This is a genomic window from Alteromonas sp. (assembly GCF_984505615.1).
The window spans coordinates 287,931-305,617 of the sequence record NZ_CFHOXV010000001.1; the positions used below are offsets into that span (position 1 = coordinate 287,931).

Sequence of the window (17,687 nt, forward strand, 5' to 3'; positions counted from 1 at the left end):
CTCGCGTGAATGGCATATTACGACTAAAAACTTTGCCGATTACGACAAAGGGGGATTTTTGGCAAGTTTTTGAAATTGAATGTTGGAATTGATTTTATGATTCGCCGGATAAATAAAGGAACAGCGGCATCTGCCGCTGTTTTTCAATTTCATTTAATCTCTCGCTCTCGCCCCTTCTTTTGCCGTTGCGGGCGGCGTCATCAATACCGGATTGTCTGCATAGAACGTCATGTCCTCAGCATTCGGCCAGGGCACGGTTTGGGAAATGCTTTTCCCACTGCCCCACATCACCACGTCCGGCGAATCCGGAGTGAAAGGTGTCCATGTGTTGCCATCCGGCAAGGCTGGCGTACCGGTGCGTGCAAATGAAACGATGGCCTGTTGCATGGCATCACTGAGCGCACGGTCGAAGGCCGTATAAGTACGGGTTTCGCGGAAAATATTCAGGGCACTCAGCGTTCCCAGCCAGTAAGGCACATCAGCAGTGTGATACACACCGGCCGTCTTCGGGTCGTGATCGGCAAAGGTGATGCCTGCCGTATACGGATGCACTCGTGCAAACACATAAGGGAATACCGGCGATGTCAGATATTCTGTTTGGGCCTGTGACCAACGCCACATACTCAGCCCCAGCGTGCTGTCTCTGGCCATATCTTTACCGGCCCGGATTGCCTCTGCATCTGTGTTGATTGCAAAGCGGTTAAGCAGTTCATCCGCCTTGCCCGGATAAAGTTGATTCACCAGCGCGGTTAATTCAGCTTTCGATTTTACGCCGCCCAGCGGACTGAAACCTTCATCGCGGGTAAACCCGATCATAACCGGTATATCGCTGCCTGCTTTATCTGCAAATAACGTAGCAGGCTGAGCAGGCAGCACGTACCCGTCGACAACCGGCCCGGCCTTGAAGCTGCCGGAACATCCCAACTGACAATCCCGCTGTGCTTTTAATATCTGATCCGCAGAGGTGTGCCGCAGTGCATTGATATTTTCAGCCTTAAAATGCGACTGAATAGCTACACCTGTTTGCTCAGCATCCTGTCGGGATGTCATGGGAAACATAAACGCCGAACCGCTCATGCCCACCACTTTACTGATTAAACCTTTGCCAAGGGGGCTGACCTGTAAATACGAGACAGACGCTGAACCGGCAGACTGACCGGCAATAGTCACATTATCCGGATCGCCGCCGAACTGACGGATGTTCTGTTTTATCCAGTGTAGTGCAGCAAGCTGATCCATCAAACCGTAGTTGCCCGATGCGCCGTCAGGCGACTGTGCGGTTAACTCAGGATGCGCCATGAAACCTAAGATCCCCAGGCGATAGGCAATACTGATGGTGATCACGCCTTTTTCTGCCAGCGGTTCGCCGCCACATATGGCCATGGAGGGCGAACCGATGGTGAAGCCTCCGCCGTGGATCCATACCACCACAGGCAAACCGTCACCGGCCTTCGCCGCTTCAGGTGCCCAGATATTCATGTACAAACAATCTTCACTGGTGGCTTCGTGGCTGAAGTAGTGATTAATGTTGCTGTTACGCAACGGCTGAATGCACTGGGGGGCCATGCGGTCAGCATGAAACAATCCTTGCCAGTTGACCGGCTGCGGTGCTTTCCAGCGCAGTTCTCTCAGTGGTGCCTGCGCGTATGGCACACCAAACCAGGCCTGTACGCCTGATGGCAGCACTTTACCCTGCAGTTTTCCGCTTTGCGTTGCAACGATATCTGTGGCTTTGTGTACCACGGGTACCTCAGCCTCCACAGTCGTGGTTATCAATGCTGCACCGCTTACCATGACAACGGCCAGCGCCAGCCGCCCCACAAGGGAGAGAGTGCGCCTGGTGATCTTTATTAACGGGAGAATTGAAAACATACCCTACTGCCCCAGATGCTTATCGAAGAAGTCTGCAGCAATGGCATATCCTTCCTGAGATTCAGGAAAGTCAGGATTGGTCATAAAGCCATGGTACAGGCCATCATAAATAAGCAAATCGCTTTCCACACCGGCGGCCAGTAACTTACGGTGACTGTAGGCCGCGCCGCTCATCAGAAAATCCCGGGTACCTGTAAAAAACAGTACCGGCGGGAACTGTGCCAGTTTAGTTGCATCGTTCAGCGGGGCTGCGATGAATTGTGTGGTATCCACACCGTCAAAGTAAGACATGCCGCCTCGCGGCGCTGGCGCAGTAACCGGCTTCATATCCGCTTCGATATTGGTAATGCTCAGCTTACCGGTAAACACCGAATCGCCTGACGGCGTCATACCTAATCCGGCGCAATACACGCCCAATGCACCGGGAACAGCCCGTCCGGCGTCAATTAACATAGCTGTGGTTTGCGACACTAGCATGCCACCGGCAGAACATCCCACCATACCAATATTCTCAGGCGGCACTTCTTTGGACACCACATCCCAGACTTTCAGTAAGTCTTCACTGGCTGCAGGAAAACGGTGTTCCGGACCCTGCCGGTACAGAATAGATATCACCTTCACTTTCATTTGTGCCGCAACAGGAATACTGATCAGTAAACCGTTGGCTCTCACGCCGGTGCGAAAGCCCCCGCCCGGCCCGTTCAGAATAAGCCGGTTTGCATTCTTCTCAGACACGCCACCTTTCGGCGTAATAATAGCGGCAGAAATACCGTTAATCGTGGTTTCCTCAATGTCTACGGGAAACACCGACTTCATATGATCTACATAGGGTTGCAGATTGTTGTTGTACACTTTCCGGATTTCTTTGATATCGGTGATATCAGACGGCAGTGGCATGGGTGCACCCGGCCCTTCGGTTGCGCCGCTGCGTTTCAATACCGCCTGACTACCTTCACTCAAGGCATCAGGTAGCGGGACTGAAGCGTTATGAATAGTGATAGTGCCTGATGTATCTAATTGCGTTGTCATCTCTGCGGCTTTTGCAGGTACTACGGTAAACAGAGCAAGCAACACAGGTAAATGACGAATAACAGAAACTTTCATTTCGTTCTCCTTGTTATGAAAAAACACTACCGGAGAAGACACCGCTTCTGCCGGTAGTGGCACATCTGCGAGAACAACAATCCCAACCTCGCATAAAACAAAACCTGGAAAGCAAAAAGGCAGCGCTGATTAAACGCTGCCTTTTTCAGGGTCAGAAGGACATGGTGGCACCGACAAAGTAAGAACGGCCAACGATGTCGTAGCTTTCGTTATCAGTGATACCGGGTGTTCCGGCCACCACCAGCGGATCTTTATCGAACAGATTGCTGATACCGCCACGCAGATTGATGCTTTCGGTGAGACGATAGCGTCCTACCAAATCAAACTTGTTGTAGCTTGGTACACCCGGTACCGTACTGGCGGTATTCGTCAGCGTGCTGCGGTCATCCATGCTGTCGGTGAAGCGCCAGCGCAGGGTCAGGCTCATAGCATCTTTTTCGTAGCCGAAGCTGGTTTGCGCCCGCAGTTTAGGACGTGGTGTTGTCATAAACCCGATGGTTCCCGCTTCATCCACACCTGCATCGCCCGGCAATGTCACCACTTCATAAGAATTCACATAGGTGATAACCGAGTGCACAGAGAAGTCACCGGCACCGGTAGACAACTTATAGTTCACCTGGAAATCCATACCGTCGGTCGCCAGTTGACCAAGGTTGAAGTAAGGCGTTCTTACCAGTTCCAGATAGCCGTCCTGATCCCGCGACAACAACTGACAATAAGCATTGTCTGTTGAATAAGTGGGGTTGGAACCATCAAGGTTGTAGCATTTATTGATAGCGGTAAGCCCCGGAACTGCAGAAATCACATCTTCAATTTCGATGGAGTAATAGTCCGCCGACAGCACCAGTGTCTGATTTGAACCAAACTCTGTATTCCATACCGCACCCAGCGTGTAGGTATCAGCGGTTTCCGGTTGCAGTTCGATGTTGCCCGAACTCAACGTTGCCGTTGCTGTAGTGGGAAATAAATAGTTGTCTACGGTTTCAACCGGGATCCCCATGGCGACACACAGGCCACGAAGCTCGCCGCTAGTGTCTGCTGCGCGCGCAGCGGTGCGCACATCGCAAGGCTCACCACCAGACGGCGGATTACCAAACGTGACCTGGCTGCCGGTGGCGGCGCTGAACAGTTCGTTGATATTCGGCGCACGGATAGCACGCTGATAACCACCACGTACCATAATTTCATCCGTGGCATGCCACAGACCATCCAGCTTGTAGGCATTCACGGTACCTGAATACTCGTAGTCAGACATACGGTAGGCCGTACCGATTTCAAACGAGTCTGTAACCGGAATAATGAACTCCGCCGCCAGCTCGGTTACATCTGAAGAACCGGCAGATGGCTGTGCCGCAATTACTGCCTGTACATCCTGTTCAGCCAGCGCCTTATCAGGACTGAAATAATACTCATCGTTGCGGTAGTTCGCCGATGCCGAGAACATCACATCACCGGCAGGCAGTTCAAATAAGCTGCCCTGCACCACCACATCAAAGGCGGTACGCTGTAACTCTTCAGTGCTGTGAGTATCACCACTGATATACGACTGACAGGCGTCCGACATACTCAGCACATTTGCCAGACCAAAGGGGTTATACCCGCCGGCACAAATACTGTCTCCACCGTCAGCAGCATTGAACAAGGTTTGTACACGGGAGAGAAACACGGCATTGTTCTGAACCTGGTTGTGTCTGGAATTGTCCCAGGACACCCAGGCATCAAACGTCCAGTCGCGGAATCCGGTATCCCCTTCAAGGCCCACAATGTATTGTTGGGTCACGTAGTTTTCATCCCAGCTTTTTGCAGGTGTCATCACGTAACGGGCATTGTAAGAAAACGGTGCCGTCGGGTCGGCACGGGATGCCAGTAACGTGGATAAATCGTCAGGAATAAACGGGTTGGTGACCGGAATCGTTGGCGTACCGAACTGGGTCAGTGTGCCACCTGAGTTAGTGACTGCCGTATGGTCAGTAAACAACGCCTGTGCATAACCGGTAACGGCAGGAGAAAACTCGTAATCGAAGCGGGCAAACAGGTTTTTACGGTCGGTTTGCGGACGCAACATGCCCTGGATCTGTACCGGCATACGCACGTTGCCATTAACAATGCGGTAGTCGCTCTCATCGCTGCCCATATAATTCACGGCGCCGGTCTGACTGAACAGCGAACCGTCATCATTGAACCCCAGGTTATTGTTATTAGGCACAGAACCATAACCGTATCCGGCAAACATGGCATCCACCACGGCCTGGTCAGGCAGGTTGGTGGCAGAGGGGACAAAGGTACCTGTGCCGATATAAGAGGAAGGGATCCCCAACTGGAAAAAATCAAAGCGGTCTTTGCCGTACAGTGCATCCTGACGGGCAGAACTGACAGAGATAAACAGGCTGCTCTTCTCTGTGACTGCACCGGCAGTTACCGAGGCATTGTAACTGGCATAGTCATTTTCCATGGAGTTGCCGTACTGCACATCCACGTTCACGCCTTCAACACCCCGTTGCGTGACAAAATTCACAACACCTGAAACCGCGTCAGAACCGTATACCGCCGAAGCACCACCGGTAATCACTTCCACATCGCGTACAACAGAGGTAGGTAACACATTGGTATCTACCACACCGGAGGAGCTTGAAATTGGCAGACGGCGTCCATCCAGCAGAATAAGGTTACGGGTTGCGCCCAGACCACGTAAGTCCAGCAGCGCACGGCCGCCGGTACCCTGGCCACCTGACGAATCGCGGGTGAACTGGGGCATTTCGTTCATGGTGGCTTCTACATTCACCTGACCGGTATCTTCAATAAACTGCTCTCCCACCGTCATGATGGGGCTTGGCGCACTTTCATCCCGGCGGGCAATACGGGAGCCGGTTACAACAATTTGTTCTACATCGGCAGATTGTTCTGCCTCATTGTCCTGTGCAGTAGCAACAGCGGGGCACATGGCCAGCAATACGGCTGATGCCAGAAATTTGCGGTTAAACCGGGTGACAGGCTGTTTTGTGTTATTTGTTTTTTTCACGGGTCTTTCTCCTGTTAAGAGATTGAGTGTTAACAGTAATGCGTGTGCAACGACCTGTTGACGACGACGAAGTAATTATTCAGGTGCTGTTACAAATTTAAAATTACCAATACATAACCAAGGCATAACATTTTGTTAACCATGTAAAGAACTTTCAGTTAATTCAAAACGTTGAGATCAGTGAAATAGCTGTTCAAAGACAGTGACAAAGAAAAACAGAAAGGTCAGAATGAGGAAATAAATGCTTATAAATCAGAATCAAACAACACAACATCATTCTCAAACTTAGACTTATGGCTAACAGACCACGGTTCAGCCGCCCCCGGGCAATTAACCCATTGTTATAGTCATCACAACTTTAGATAATTTACAGAAGCCCGCAAAACGTAATTTAATAACAAAATCATAACAAGTTCAGTTTGTAACCAGCGTTACAGGATTGGTGAAACAATGACATCGAAGTTGGCATTAATGGGCGCGCACATCAGCCGCTCAAAAATGGGAAAATTGCAGGCGTATCTGGCGCAGCAAAATGGTCTCAGTATTGATTACGGTTTAATTGATGGCGAAATATTGCCTGATTTTAATCCTGAGGACTGCGTAAAACGTCTGATCGCTGAAGGCTACCACGGCATCAATGTGACCCACCCTTATAAGCAGTCAGTGTATCCGCTAGTGAAAAGCCCGCTGGCAGAGGGTCATGAAAAAATTGGCTCTTACAACACCCTGAGGTTCACAGAAGATGGCATCCTGGGGGCCAACACCGACTACAGCGGATTTAAGCAAGGCTATCTGTACCGCCGTGGCGACAAATCTCCGGGCAAAGTACTGGTTTGCGGTGCAGGCGGGGTGGGCAGAGCCATTATGTTTGCGCTGACAGAACTTGGGGCAGATCATCTTTATATCAGTGATATTAATACCACAGCCGCGCAGACCATGGCTGATTTGCTGGTTAAACACGGACATTCCGCCAGTGCGATAACGCCGGATGAAGTTAAGGTGTTGCAAAACAAGGTAGATGGTCTGGTGAACTGCACGGCGCTGGGCATGTACGGTAAGCCCGGTACACCGTTTGATTTAACCGCCCTGTCCTCTCCGGAATGGGCCTTTGATGCCGTGTATGTGCCATTGAAAACAGACTTCATCAAAGCGTGTGAAACCGCAGGCTTACAGTGTGTATCCGGTTTCGATTTATGGATTTTTCAGGGGATTGATGCGTACAACCTGTTCTTCGATGCCAGCATAGCCGCCACGCCTGCCCTCATTAACGAAGCATTGAGCTGGCTGGATTAGAGTAACACTCCCGGTCGCTGTCATGCCGGCCTCTGCGCCGGCTTTTTTATGAAGCGCTCATCCCCCTCTTCAAGCGTGCATCTTCCGTCTGTCCCGGTAAACCTGCCTTCTGACTGCTTTGTGTTCACAGGATGATTGCATGGCATGGTTGCCGCCTTTACACTCAATGACACTTTGCCTGAAAATTTACAAGGATTAACAATGACGGACTCTACCCGCAGACAATTTATGACCACCGCCGGCGCACTGGCTGCCGCCGCGGCCCTGCCCGCTTCTGCGCAGGCTGCATCATCAGACTGCTCACTGGATGCGCCTGTACTTCACATGGTGTATTTCTGGCTGGCAAATCCTGACTCAGCGGAAGATAAAGCGAAACTGATTAAAGGTCTGAAATCTCTTCAGGCAATTCCTCAGGTTCAGGCGCTGCACGTAGGTGTACCGGCCTCTACTCTGAAGCGGGATGTTATCGACAATAGTTTTCACGTGTCTGAATTGATGATGTTCAACTCTGTGGTAGATCAGGACGCGTATCAAACCCATCCTGTTCATCTGAAGTTCGTAGAAGAATGTGAGCACCTGTGGGAACGTGTTGTGGTGCGTGACTCCCTGTCAGCCTGATTTAAGCCGGTACGCAGCCGGCATAACTCACGCTGACGCTACCGCAGCATCCAGTGCCAGGCGGTAACCCGCAGCCCCGAAACCGGCAATCACTCCGGTAGCCACATCAGATAAATAAGTGTGGTGACGGAAAGGTTCTCTGGCGTGGATATTAGTGAGGTGCACTTCGGTGAAGGGCACTTCGCAGCTCAGCAACGCATCCCGCAGCGCAATACTGGTATGCCCTAACGCCCCGGGGTTTATAATAATACGCTGATATTGTTGTCTGCCAGCGTGAATAGTATCTATCAGCCTACCTTCACAATTCGACTGAAAATGTGACAGTGCCACGCCTTTCTCTTCCGCGTAAACGGTCAGCTCCGACACAATATCCTGTAATGTGGCATTGCCATATTTTTCCGGCTCCCGCATACCTAACATATTCAGGTTCGGGCCGTTAAGCAGCAATATTTTCATAAGTTTCTCCTGTAGAAGACGCCGGAACACGAGTGCTCCGGCAACAGAAAGGTCCGGTTTCGTCAGTTTGCGAAATCGCTGTCTTTGATCAGCAGTGTCAGCAACCCGGCCAGCACAACAGGAATAGTGAACACAATAAAGGTGGTAGAAAGTCCGGCACCGGATTGCAATAAGTAACCACCGGCGAAGGGCCCGATCACCGCACCGGCGCGCCCTGCCCCTACAGCCCAGCCCACACCGGTGGCCCGGATCTCAGTGGGATAGAGTCTGGCCGACGTTGGCCAGAAGCCGTTGAAGCCACCATTCAGTGTAACCCCGAGGATATAAGCAGTGAGCAGAATCATTGATACGCCCATAGAGACATTGCCGAATACCATCAGGGTGACGGCAGCCAGTACGAAGAATGTAAAAATCATTTTCTGTAAGCCGAACCGTACGGAAATCCAGCCAAGCAAAATGCTGCCGGTGAATGATCCCAGATTATAAGCCGCACCGGCAAAGATGCCCTGCTCCAGCGGCAAACCGGCATCCACGGCAATTTTAGGGATCCAGCTGATAATGAAATACAGTGTGAAGAAACCGAAGAATACGCCGCCCCACAGCAATAACGTGGGTCTGGCCCGCCCGTCAGTAAACAGCTTTTTCACCGATGTGCGTGCACTGTCTGCCGGCGCGGCCGGCAAAGTGGCAAGGGGAGCCGCCTTGAGTTTCACCAGAATACGGTTGATGTTATCAAGCGCATTGCCCGGCTGACGCTTGAGCAGGAACTCCGGCGACTCAGGCATGAAGAAATACACCACCGGCACCATCAGCAAAGTGACAACACCCGAAATTTCAAACATTACCCGCCAGCCAAATTCAGGGATCAACCAGGCTGAGGCGAATCCTGTTGCCACCGCACCGATGGGATATCCTGCCTGCAGAAAGGATACACAAAGATTCCGCCGTTCACGGGTGGCAAATTCACTGGTCATGGTAGCCATACTTGCCAGTATTGCGCCTACTCCAAGCCCGGTCACTACTCTGGCAGCCACCAACTGGGGCAAAGACTGTGACCAGCCGGAAAACAACATGCCGGCACCAATGGTGGTCACGGCAAACAGAATCATCTTGCGCCGGCCAATCACATCAGCATAAGGAGCAATGAATAAACTTCCGAGAGTCATACCGATGAGGGCGGCACTGAACACGGCACCAAGTACAGCGGGCTCAATGCTCCACTCCTGTGCCAGCACCGGTGCGGTGTAAGACATCAACACCACGTCCATGCCATCAATCATATTCAGGGTAAAACAAATCATGACAACAAGAATTTGAAGAGGCGCCATTTTGTTATTTTCGAGCACGCCGCGAAGATGCGTCACACTTTGCTCATAATCATTCGTAACTACAGACATAAGGACCGATTCCCAAATGTTTATTTTTGATTAATATTTCGTTAAACCGTGTTGTTATCCTAAGTATTCAGCTCAGAGTTACAATTACTCTGACGTCGGTACACTATAACTTTAAGTTAACAGGCTGGTGTGGATCTCCGCGAGCTTGCTCTGCGCCGTCTCAAAACAATTGCGTAAGTGGTTAGACATAGACACTTCATTATGGCGAACAAAGTATATGGATTGCCTGACATCACCCAAGGGCACAGATACCAGGCCGGGATACCGTCCCGGAATAGCGGTATATTCCAGCGCAACGGTTAATCCCAGACGCTGCTCAGCCATGGCACAGGCATCGTCCGCATAGCGCACCATCACCGCGGTCTGTGGCTCTTTGCCAATTTCTTCAAAGCCATCGCGGATTGCCTGACCTAACAGGGTTTCAGGGAAATAATTGACGATGGGATGGCCGGCGATATCTTCAAATGTAAGCTGTTCGCGGGATGCCAGCGGATGATCTTCCGGCAGCACCACCTGCAGACGCAGATGGGTGGAAGGGTCGGCCTGAACCAGCGGATGGCTGACTTCCCCGAGAGCGATAGCAAAGTCAATGCGCCGCTGACTTACATATTCAGCCATGGCCTCGTTGGGCAGGGTCTCCAGTTTAAGCATGACATCCGGCATGACTTTTTTAATTTCAGCAAACAGCCAGGGGGCGACCACATTGGACAGGCTGGGCGTGCAGCCTATGTGAAATTGCAGATTATCCCCGCGGATAATACGTCCGATGGTATCCTCCAGCCCTTCAATACGCTGGTAGATTGGTTCGACTTCACGAAACAGTTCCAGCCCTTCCGGTGTGGGGATCAATCGCCCTTTACTTCGCTCGAACAGGGCTATGCCCATCTTGTATTCCATGTACTTAAGCAACCGGCTGATACCGGGTTGAGACACATTCAATATTTCCGCAGCACCGCTGATTGTCTTGGCAATCATCACAGCTCTGAATACTTCTAACTGACGAAAATTCAAATTCACTTCGTCACTCCTTACAGGTTACTTAAGCGACACAGATTAACATGAAGTTATACGGTACGGACAAGCAGATCTTTTACAAGCGCGAAAACCATTTTTAACATGAATGCTGAAAAATTGTCTCTGTCTATGAAGTGCCGGATTATTTATGAAACACTCTATCGCCTCAGTATGCCTGTCAGGTAACCTGAAACAGAAAATTGAAGCTGCTGCCGCTGCCGGATTCCGCGGCATCGAAATTTTTGAAAACGATTTGCTGCTGTACGATGCTTCTCCGGCCGTTGTCCGGCGAATAGCAGAAGACAACAATATCGATATTATTGCGCTGCAGCCTTTCAGGGATTTTGAGTGCATGCCCCGCCAGAACATGAAGAAAAACTACGACCGGGCGGAAAGAAAATTCGATACCATGGCAGAGTTAAACACCGACACGTTGCTGATTTGCTCAAACGTGTCGCCGGCCTGTGTGGACAACCCTGCCCTGGCCGCAGAGCAGTTTAACCGCCTGGCTGACAGTGCCGCAGCCCGTGGCATCAGGTTAGGTTACGAAGCGCTGGCCTGGGGCCGTTACACCGCCGATTTCACCGCGGCCTGGGATATTGTGAAACAGGCTGATCACCCTAACCTGGGCATTATTCTCGACAGTTTTCATATTTTTGCGCGGGGTCGCGACCTGTCTGCCATCGCAGAAATCCCCGGCGATAAAATCACGCTTGTGCAAATTGCCGATGCGCCCTGGCTCAAACTGGATGTACTGCAATGGAGCCGGCACTTCCGTTGCTTCCCGGGACAAGGCCAGTTTCCGGTGGTGGAGTTTATGCAGGAAGTGGCGAAGACCGGCTACGACGGCTATGTTTCTCATGAAATTTTTAACGATGAATTCCGCTCTACGCCCACCCAGGACACGGCGCTCGACGGCAAGCGTTCTTTGCTCTGGCTGGAAAATGAAATGGCCGGACGGGCACCGGATATCGTAGCGCCGGAGATAGCCGAAAAGGCCATCGCGCCACCTCAGGCTTCAGTGACTGATGTGGAGTTCATTGAATTTGCCACTGCCGGCAGTGCGCGGGACACCTTTTTAGAGTTGATCAGCGCGCTGGGTTTCCAGCAAACCCACCAGCATAAAAGCAAGGATGTTGCCCTGTTCCGCTGCCAGAATGTGAACTTCATCCTGAATCAGGAGCCGGACAGCTTTGCCCAGAACCACTTTCTGGTTCACGGCACTTCTGTGTGCGCCGTGGGATACCGCACAGACAATGCGCAGAATATGGTGTCACGGGCCAGCTACTTTAAATACCCCCGTTTTGAAACCGAAGCACGGCCGCAGGAAATGCAGATCCCGGGCATCCGGGGCATGAACGGCGAGCTGGTGTACTTTGTGGAATCCCCCGACAAACACCGCCGTTTCTACGACGTTGATTTTATGCCGCTGGAAACCAGCGCCCCGCCCTGCCAGGCCCCTATGCGGGTTGACCATATCACCAGTGGTATTTCTGAGTCAGAATTTTTATCTACATCGCTGTTTTACCGCGTACTGTTTGGCCTGAATGTTGATCAACCACAGGATCTTATCGACCCCTACGGCCTGATTGTCAGCCGCACAGCGACCAGCCAGAATAAGAAGATCCGCCTGCCCTTTAATATGTCGCGCAGCGGTAACTCTTCAACAGAACAATTCCGCCGCAGACACGGCGGCTCCGGCGTGCAGCACATCGCTATTCATTGTGATGACATACTCAGTTACACAGAGCATGTGGATCAGAAGTACATTCTGGATATTCCGGAAAACTACTACGATGATCTTGAGGCACGTTTCGACTTAACGCCGGAACTGTCACAAAAAATGCGTCAGTACAATTTGCTGTATGACGAAAGTCCCACAGGTTATTTCCTGCATTGCTACACCATTGACGTTAACGGATTATTTTTTGAAATTGTCCAGCGTCATCAGTATGGCAACTATGGCGAAGCCAATGCCCATGTGCGTATTGCCGCCCAGACCCGTGCCAGAATGAAACAGGCCGCACCGGAATGAGTAACGCATAACAGCTGTAAAGGGGCTGCCATCAGGCGACCCCTTTTTCATTTAACATAGCCATATTTCCGCACCTGAACTTGCTGACGCAATTTGCTGTAACATAGCGTTTATGACTTTCAAACCGGAAACCAGCTCCCCATGAAAACTGCTTTTCTCTTTTTAATCTTTTGTTTGTTCAGCCGGATGATTTGCGCCGGCGAATTCAGCGCCGCGAATATAGAAACCACCACGCCTTATCGCGCACCGGTAATGATTCAGGGGCCGATGCCCATTGAAGCTGAATATTTTGCCAGTCTTCTCACCGGCGTCACCATTGAGAAATCAGGCACCACCACCTTCTATAAAGGTTTACTGAATAACTACCCTGTTGTGGTCGCACAAACCGGCAAAGGTCTTGAGAATACCGCTGCGGCCACAGCGGTAGGCATCACCCGGTATCATCCTGTAGCCATTATTAATCAGGGCACTTCAGGCGGTCACGATCCGGCTTTGCAGGTCGGGGATATTGTGCTCGGCAAACGTGCACTGAACGCAGGGAATTTTAAAACCCCTTTCAGGGAAAAGGGTGAAGGCTCAGCGCCATTAAGCTGGAAGCCTATGGACCTACTGGCCTCGTCAGGCAGTGCCGGTGAAGGGGAGTCAGCAAAGAAATCAGAGAGGATCCGCTATTATGTGGGTGACAGTAAACTGCTGGCATCCGCCCATGCAGTAAGCGGTCAATACAAACGGGGAAAAGTGACGGAAGGCACTATCGCCAGCGCAAATTTCTGGAATAACGAGTTAGACAGAATTGCCTGGCTCCATGAAAATTTCGGTACCAGTACAGAGGAAATGGAAACCGTCGCAGCGGCACAGATTGCTCACGCGTATGATGTACCGTTTCTGGGAGTGCGGGTGTTATCAAACAACCTGACTAACGGCGGACACTACGATCCGTCAACGGCTAAGGACTGTCAGCAGTTTGTCCGTGACCTCGTTACCCATTACATCGCATCATTAGAGGCGAAATAAGCAGACTGTTTCTGAGCCGCAGGTTGTTGCGGCTCTTTTCAGTAATGCCGGATTATTTAAAAATCGATATCACTGCGCGAGGGCAACGCATCAAACGCACCGTACTTTGATACCGCATGGGCGCCGCAGCGGGTAGCAAAACGCAGAGAAGACATAATGCTTTCAAAGTTGCCTGCCCAGGCCACAAAAGACGCTTTATCCTGCACTTCTTCTGCTAACGTGAATAAGAACCCGCCCACAAAGGCATCACCGGCTGCTGTGGTATCTACTGCACTGACAGGTGGCGTAGGATAAATACCGTTGGTGTCGTGACTGTAAAAAGCCACCGGATTTGCCCCATCCGTAACCAATACCAGCGACACACCGCTGTCCATCCAGCTCTGAATCTGCCCGTCGATATTCGACTCGCCATACAGTTCAATGAGTTCCTCTTTACTGGCTTTTATCACATCCACCTGTTTAGCCGTTTCATCAATAAAATACGGTGCCAGGGAAGGCTCAGCCCAGAATGCAGGACGTAAATTAATATCCAGACACAGAATGCTGCCTGCCGCTTTGAATCCGTCAATGGCAGACAAGGTAACCTGGCGTAAATCCGGCGTGCTCACTGAACCCGAGCAGAAACTGACAATGCGGGGTTTCTCAAATAATGCAGGTACCAGATCCGCTTCTGAGATATCAGTATGGGCTGCATTGTCGATATAAAAATCGAAAGATCTTTCACCGTCGGCATCAAGGCCGACAAAAGCCAGAGCGGTTTTTCCTTTTTCAGAATACGTGGTAAAAGCGGTATTCACCTCCAGGGCTTCCAGTGTACGGTGCAGGTAATGACCAAACTGATCTTTCCCCAGCTTACCGAACAGATAGCTTTCGCCACCCAGTTTGGCAACTGCAACAGCCACATTCGCAGGTGCGCCACCGGCAAATTTTCTGAAGCTTTCCGTTGCGTCTGTAATTCCGGGCTGTCCCTTGTCAGACAGCATGTCGATTAAGGCTTCTCCCATGCATAACACTTGCATTTGCATTCTCCTCACTGATTGTGCAACAGATAAACCGGCTTACTGAAAAAGCAAACCTGCGAGATTGATATCAAAGCGCAGCCCCAGCACCACGGCATCACTTAAGTCTTCCTGTCTGGCTTTGTCGCCAAACTGATCGGGATTAACGATGTAATGGATGTTGGGCTGAATGCGGATGTTGTCGTTCACATGAATGCCGTAACTCAGCTCCATCATCGCCTGCATACTGGCGGGACGGCCTGAACCTTCGTTAAGGTTGCGCAAAATAAACTGGTCTTCAATGGCGTCATGGCTGTAATGTTGCTCTGTATACACAAAGGCGACCGTATCTTTATCGCGGCCCGGGAATGTCCCCCGCTTCACAAAACCGGCCTTAAAATAAAAATCTTCAATCAATTCACCGGAGGTGCCGGTCAGCACAGCACCAAACAAGGTGACGCTGCGCTGCGAGTTCAGATCGGGTCTCAACACGGTTTGTTCAAATCTTGCAAATACACCGGAACGACCATTGCGGGTGGCGTAATCATTTCCGCTCAATGCGGCATAATCACCGTTCTCGTCTTTTGACGGGTCGGTATAATCAGCACCGTCATACCAGCCACCCACTTCATAGCGGCGCGGATAGTCATCATTGTCCCATGTAGTCTGATACCCCAGCGTGACAGGTACCACCACCCCGGTAGAATCTTCAACTCCCCAGTCCAGGCCATGATCGTCTGACGCCTGGTGAGGAGTATTTTCTTCGTAAACACCGGCATGGAAATAGGTTTTGTCGTTCAGCCAGAATTTAGCATGACCGCCCCAGCTGGACACCGGCCACCAGGTAAAGTTACTGGTACGAAACACGAATGTGGGATTGCCGCACGCAGAGTTGGTCTGAAAATACTGACACAGTTCGGAACCCAGAAAACTGATGTTGGCGACAGTGCGGCCGGCTTCAACCTGAAGTTGCCCGTCAAGAAAGTGTTTTTCTACGGTAAAACGGGCCAGACGGCTGTTCTGTCCGCCATAAATTTCCTGCACTGATGTACTGTTACCAATGTATTTTGGTGCTAGGTTTTGTCCGTGACGGTTTGTCACTGCCACATGGATTGTGGTGTCTTTCCAGTCAGATGCCTTCTCCATGTCGAAATCTGCCCCCACAAAAAGCTGTCCTGCATAGGCGCTGCCCCGCTGTTCGCCGCCATTCACATTCGCTGCCGCTTCGCCGGTATAGCTGGCCTGAAAATTAACGTACTCAGGCATTTCCTGTGCATTGACCTGCCCGGAGGCAAGAAGCAGAGCGATGGTTGCACCACAGGTTGAACCGGCCTGAGACACCTTTGTCATCAGCGGTTCACGGGAGGAAATTTCAGATATCAATGAAGGTAAAAAACGCATGCAGCATCCCCTGGCAAAGTGTGATTTCAATCCACAACACGATCACACCGTGTTAACAGTGACTTCAAGGAGACGCAATTTAATGCAGCCGAACTATTAAATCAACTATATTTATTTAATAATTATTGACGAATTGTTAAAGACTGTACTGCGCGAGTAAGGGCAAATTGGCGCTGCCAAAGGACTGCGCATCCGCCCCGACCGAGCCTCCGCGTAAGGTTAACGAAGATAATCCCCGGAAGTCAGCAGACTGTAACAGGTGCCCGCAGCGACTGAGCAATTCTGCTTTGATATTGTCCGGCAGAGCGCCTTCAATAATCACCGCATCAAGGTCAAGGAAGGCATGGGCACTCATGGCACTGTGCACAATGCCGGTAGCCACAGAGTCCAGCCATTCGCTGATCCCGGGCACATCTTCAGGCCATACTTGTTGCCTTCCATGCAGGAATGCCGTGTCCTGCCCCGCCTCTTTCAGGGTTTTCTCCAGCAAGTATATTGATGCCACATCAAGAAGCTGGCCGCCGGCAAGACTGCCCGGATAAGGCAGAGAGCCCACCGCACCGGCATTACCGTGACGACCGGTATGTAACTGCCGGTTCAGTACCATACCGCCACCGATGAAGGTGCCGACAAAGCAATACAGGTAATCATTGAGATCCCGGTGTTCGCCAAACCAGAGTTCGGCAGCACAGGCTGCGGTGTCATCGTTGCACAGATAAACTGGCAAATCGGTGATCTTTTGAATGGCAGCAGGAACATCAAAGTCCTGCCATTCTGACAATGCCTCTTCCGGCGCGCCGGCCTGCTCGCTCCAGCGCCAGATTTCAAATGGCATGGCAACACCCACCCCGCTCACACGCAGTTTTTCCCCGTCACTTAAAGTAGATAACATGGCCCGTATCCCCTTTTCTGCGAAGCGGATCATGGCGTCCACGGCCGGATAGTCCCACTGCTCCCGAAGTGACGAGCGTACTTTGCCGCAAAAATCGATAAGGGTGATCTGAATACTCCGGCGACCAATTTTGATACCGACCCCGAAAGCCCCGTCGGCCTTAAGGGAGAAGGGTACGGTGGGTTGTCCGCGCTTACCTCTTTGGGGTTCCCCCCGCAACAAAAGCCCGTCTTCTTCCAGTTTATTGATTATGACGGTGGCGGCCTGGGCTGACAGGCCTGTTTCATTGGCAATACGGGCTTTGGGCAATTCCTGATGCTGACGGATCAGCGTCAGAATGCGGCGTTCGTTCAGTGCCCGCAGACCTGACTGGCCTTTCAGCGGGGTGCTTTTTTGCCAGAATCCATGGGGTTCAACTTGCTGGCCGGAAGAATTTGCAGGCATATGGGACATCTTATTTTCATTAAATCAACAACGTATAGTAGTCCTTCCATTCCCTGCTGCCTAGTCCCCTGGCAAAATGCCTCCTGAAAGTCATTCCAAAGAAAGAAAAACAATTAAATAAATTATGTTG

At 51.2% G+C, this 17,687-nt stretch carries 13 protein-coding genes; 4 read left to right on the plus strand and 9 right to left on the minus strand.

Annotated elements, in window-relative coordinates:
- Positions 1–153: 153 nt before the first annotated feature.
- The 3 genes from AC4PME_RS01180 to AC4PME_RS01190 form a co-directional block, all read right to left on the minus strand.
- A complete protein-coding gene (locus tag AC4PME_RS01180; protein WP_491044470.1) occupies positions 154–1,872 on the minus strand; it encodes a carboxylesterase/lipase family protein in 1,719 nt (572 codons plus the stop codon).
- Between the two features lie 3 nt (positions 1,873–1,875).
- Positions 1,876–2,976, minus strand: a complete 1,101-nt coding sequence (locus tag AC4PME_RS01185) for an alpha/beta hydrolase (RefSeq protein ID WP_491044469.1) — start codon at positions 2,974–2,976, stop codon at positions 1,876–1,878.
- Positions 2,977–3,127: 151 nt separating this feature from the next.
- On the minus strand, positions 3,128–5,995 hold the full coding sequence (locus tag AC4PME_RS01190) for a TonB-dependent receptor domain-containing protein (RefSeq protein ID WP_491044468.1): 2,868 nt from the start codon (positions 5,993–5,995) through the stop codon (positions 3,128–3,130).
- Between the two features lie 450 nt (positions 5,996–6,445).
- Between AC4PME_RS01190 and AC4PME_RS01195 the strand changes: the two genes are divergently transcribed.
- Positions 6,446–7,288 carry a shikimate dehydrogenase family protein gene (locus AC4PME_RS01195; protein ID WP_491044467.1) on the plus strand — a complete coding sequence of 281 codons (843 nt, stop codon included), beginning with the start codon at positions 6,446–6,448 and terminating at the stop codon, positions 7,286–7,288.
- Between the two features lie 201 nt (positions 7,289–7,489).
- A complete protein-coding gene (locus AC4PME_RS01200; RefSeq protein ID WP_491044466.1) occupies positions 7,490–7,906 on the plus strand; it encodes a Dabb family protein in 417 nt (138 codons plus the stop codon).
- Positions 7,907–7,933: 27 nt separating this feature from the next.
- On the opposite strand, the gene aroQ is transcribed toward AC4PME_RS01200, so the two are convergent.
- The 3 genes from aroQ to AC4PME_RS01215 all read right to left on the minus strand — a co-directional run bounded on the left by aroQ (position 7,934) and on the right by AC4PME_RS01215 (position 10,776).
- Complete coding sequence (gene aroQ / locus AC4PME_RS01205; RefSeq protein ID WP_491044465.1) at positions 7,934–8,362, minus strand: type II 3-dehydroquinate dehydratase; 429 nt, start codon at positions 8,360–8,362, stop codon at positions 7,934–7,936.
- Positions 8,363–8,424: 62 nt separating this feature from the next.
- Positions 8,425–9,759, minus strand: coding sequence for an MFS transporter (locus AC4PME_RS01210; protein WP_491044464.1), 1,335 nt, complete (start codon positions 9,757–9,759; stop codon positions 8,425–8,427).
- Between the two features lie 111 nt (positions 9,760–9,870).
- Complete coding sequence (locus AC4PME_RS01215; protein ID WP_070124774.1) at positions 9,871–10,776, minus strand: LysR family transcriptional regulator; 906 nt, start codon at positions 10,774–10,776, stop codon at positions 9,871–9,873.
- 145 nt (positions 10,777–10,921) lie between these two features.
- On the opposite strand from AC4PME_RS01215, the gene AC4PME_RS01220 reads away from it, so the two are divergent.
- Both AC4PME_RS01220 and AC4PME_RS01225 read left to right on the plus strand, forming a co-directional pair.
- Positions 10,922–12,808 (plus strand): bifunctional sugar phosphate isomerase/epimerase/4-hydroxyphenylpyruvate dioxygenase family protein, encoded by a 1,887-nt coding sequence (locus AC4PME_RS01220; protein ID WP_491044463.1) that lies wholly within the window; start codon positions 10,922–10,924, stop codon positions 12,806–12,808.
- 141 nt (positions 12,809–12,949) lie between these two features.
- On the plus strand, positions 12,950–13,822 hold the full coding sequence (locus AC4PME_RS01225) for a 5'-methylthioadenosine/S-adenosylhomocysteine nucleosidase (protein ID WP_119502439.1): 873 nt from the start codon (positions 12,950–12,952) through the stop codon (positions 13,820–13,822).
- Between the two features lie 56 nt (positions 13,823–13,878).
- On the opposite strand, the gene AC4PME_RS01230 is transcribed toward AC4PME_RS01225, so the two are convergent.
- The 3 genes from AC4PME_RS01230 to AC4PME_RS01240 form a co-directional block, all read right to left on the minus strand.
- The gene (locus tag AC4PME_RS01230; protein ID WP_119502440.1) at positions 13,879–14,841 is read right to left on the minus strand and encodes a carbohydrate kinase family protein; all 963 of its coding nucleotides are present in this window, start codon (positions 14,839–14,841) and stop codon (positions 13,879–13,881) included.
- A gap of 39 nt (positions 14,842–14,880) precedes the next feature.
- Positions 14,881–16,221: a carbohydrate porin gene (locus tag AC4PME_RS01235; protein ID WP_491044462.1), complete on the minus strand. Its 1,341-nt coding sequence runs from the start codon at positions 16,219–16,221 to the stop codon at positions 14,881–14,883.
- A 136-nt stretch (positions 16,222–16,357) separates the two neighbouring features.
- The gene (locus AC4PME_RS01240) at positions 16,358–17,557 is read right to left on the minus strand and encodes an ROK family transcriptional regulator (RefSeq protein ID WP_491044461.1); all 1,200 of its coding nucleotides are present in this window, start codon (positions 17,555–17,557) and stop codon (positions 16,358–16,360) included.
- Positions 17,558–17,687 lie beyond the last annotated feature (130 nt).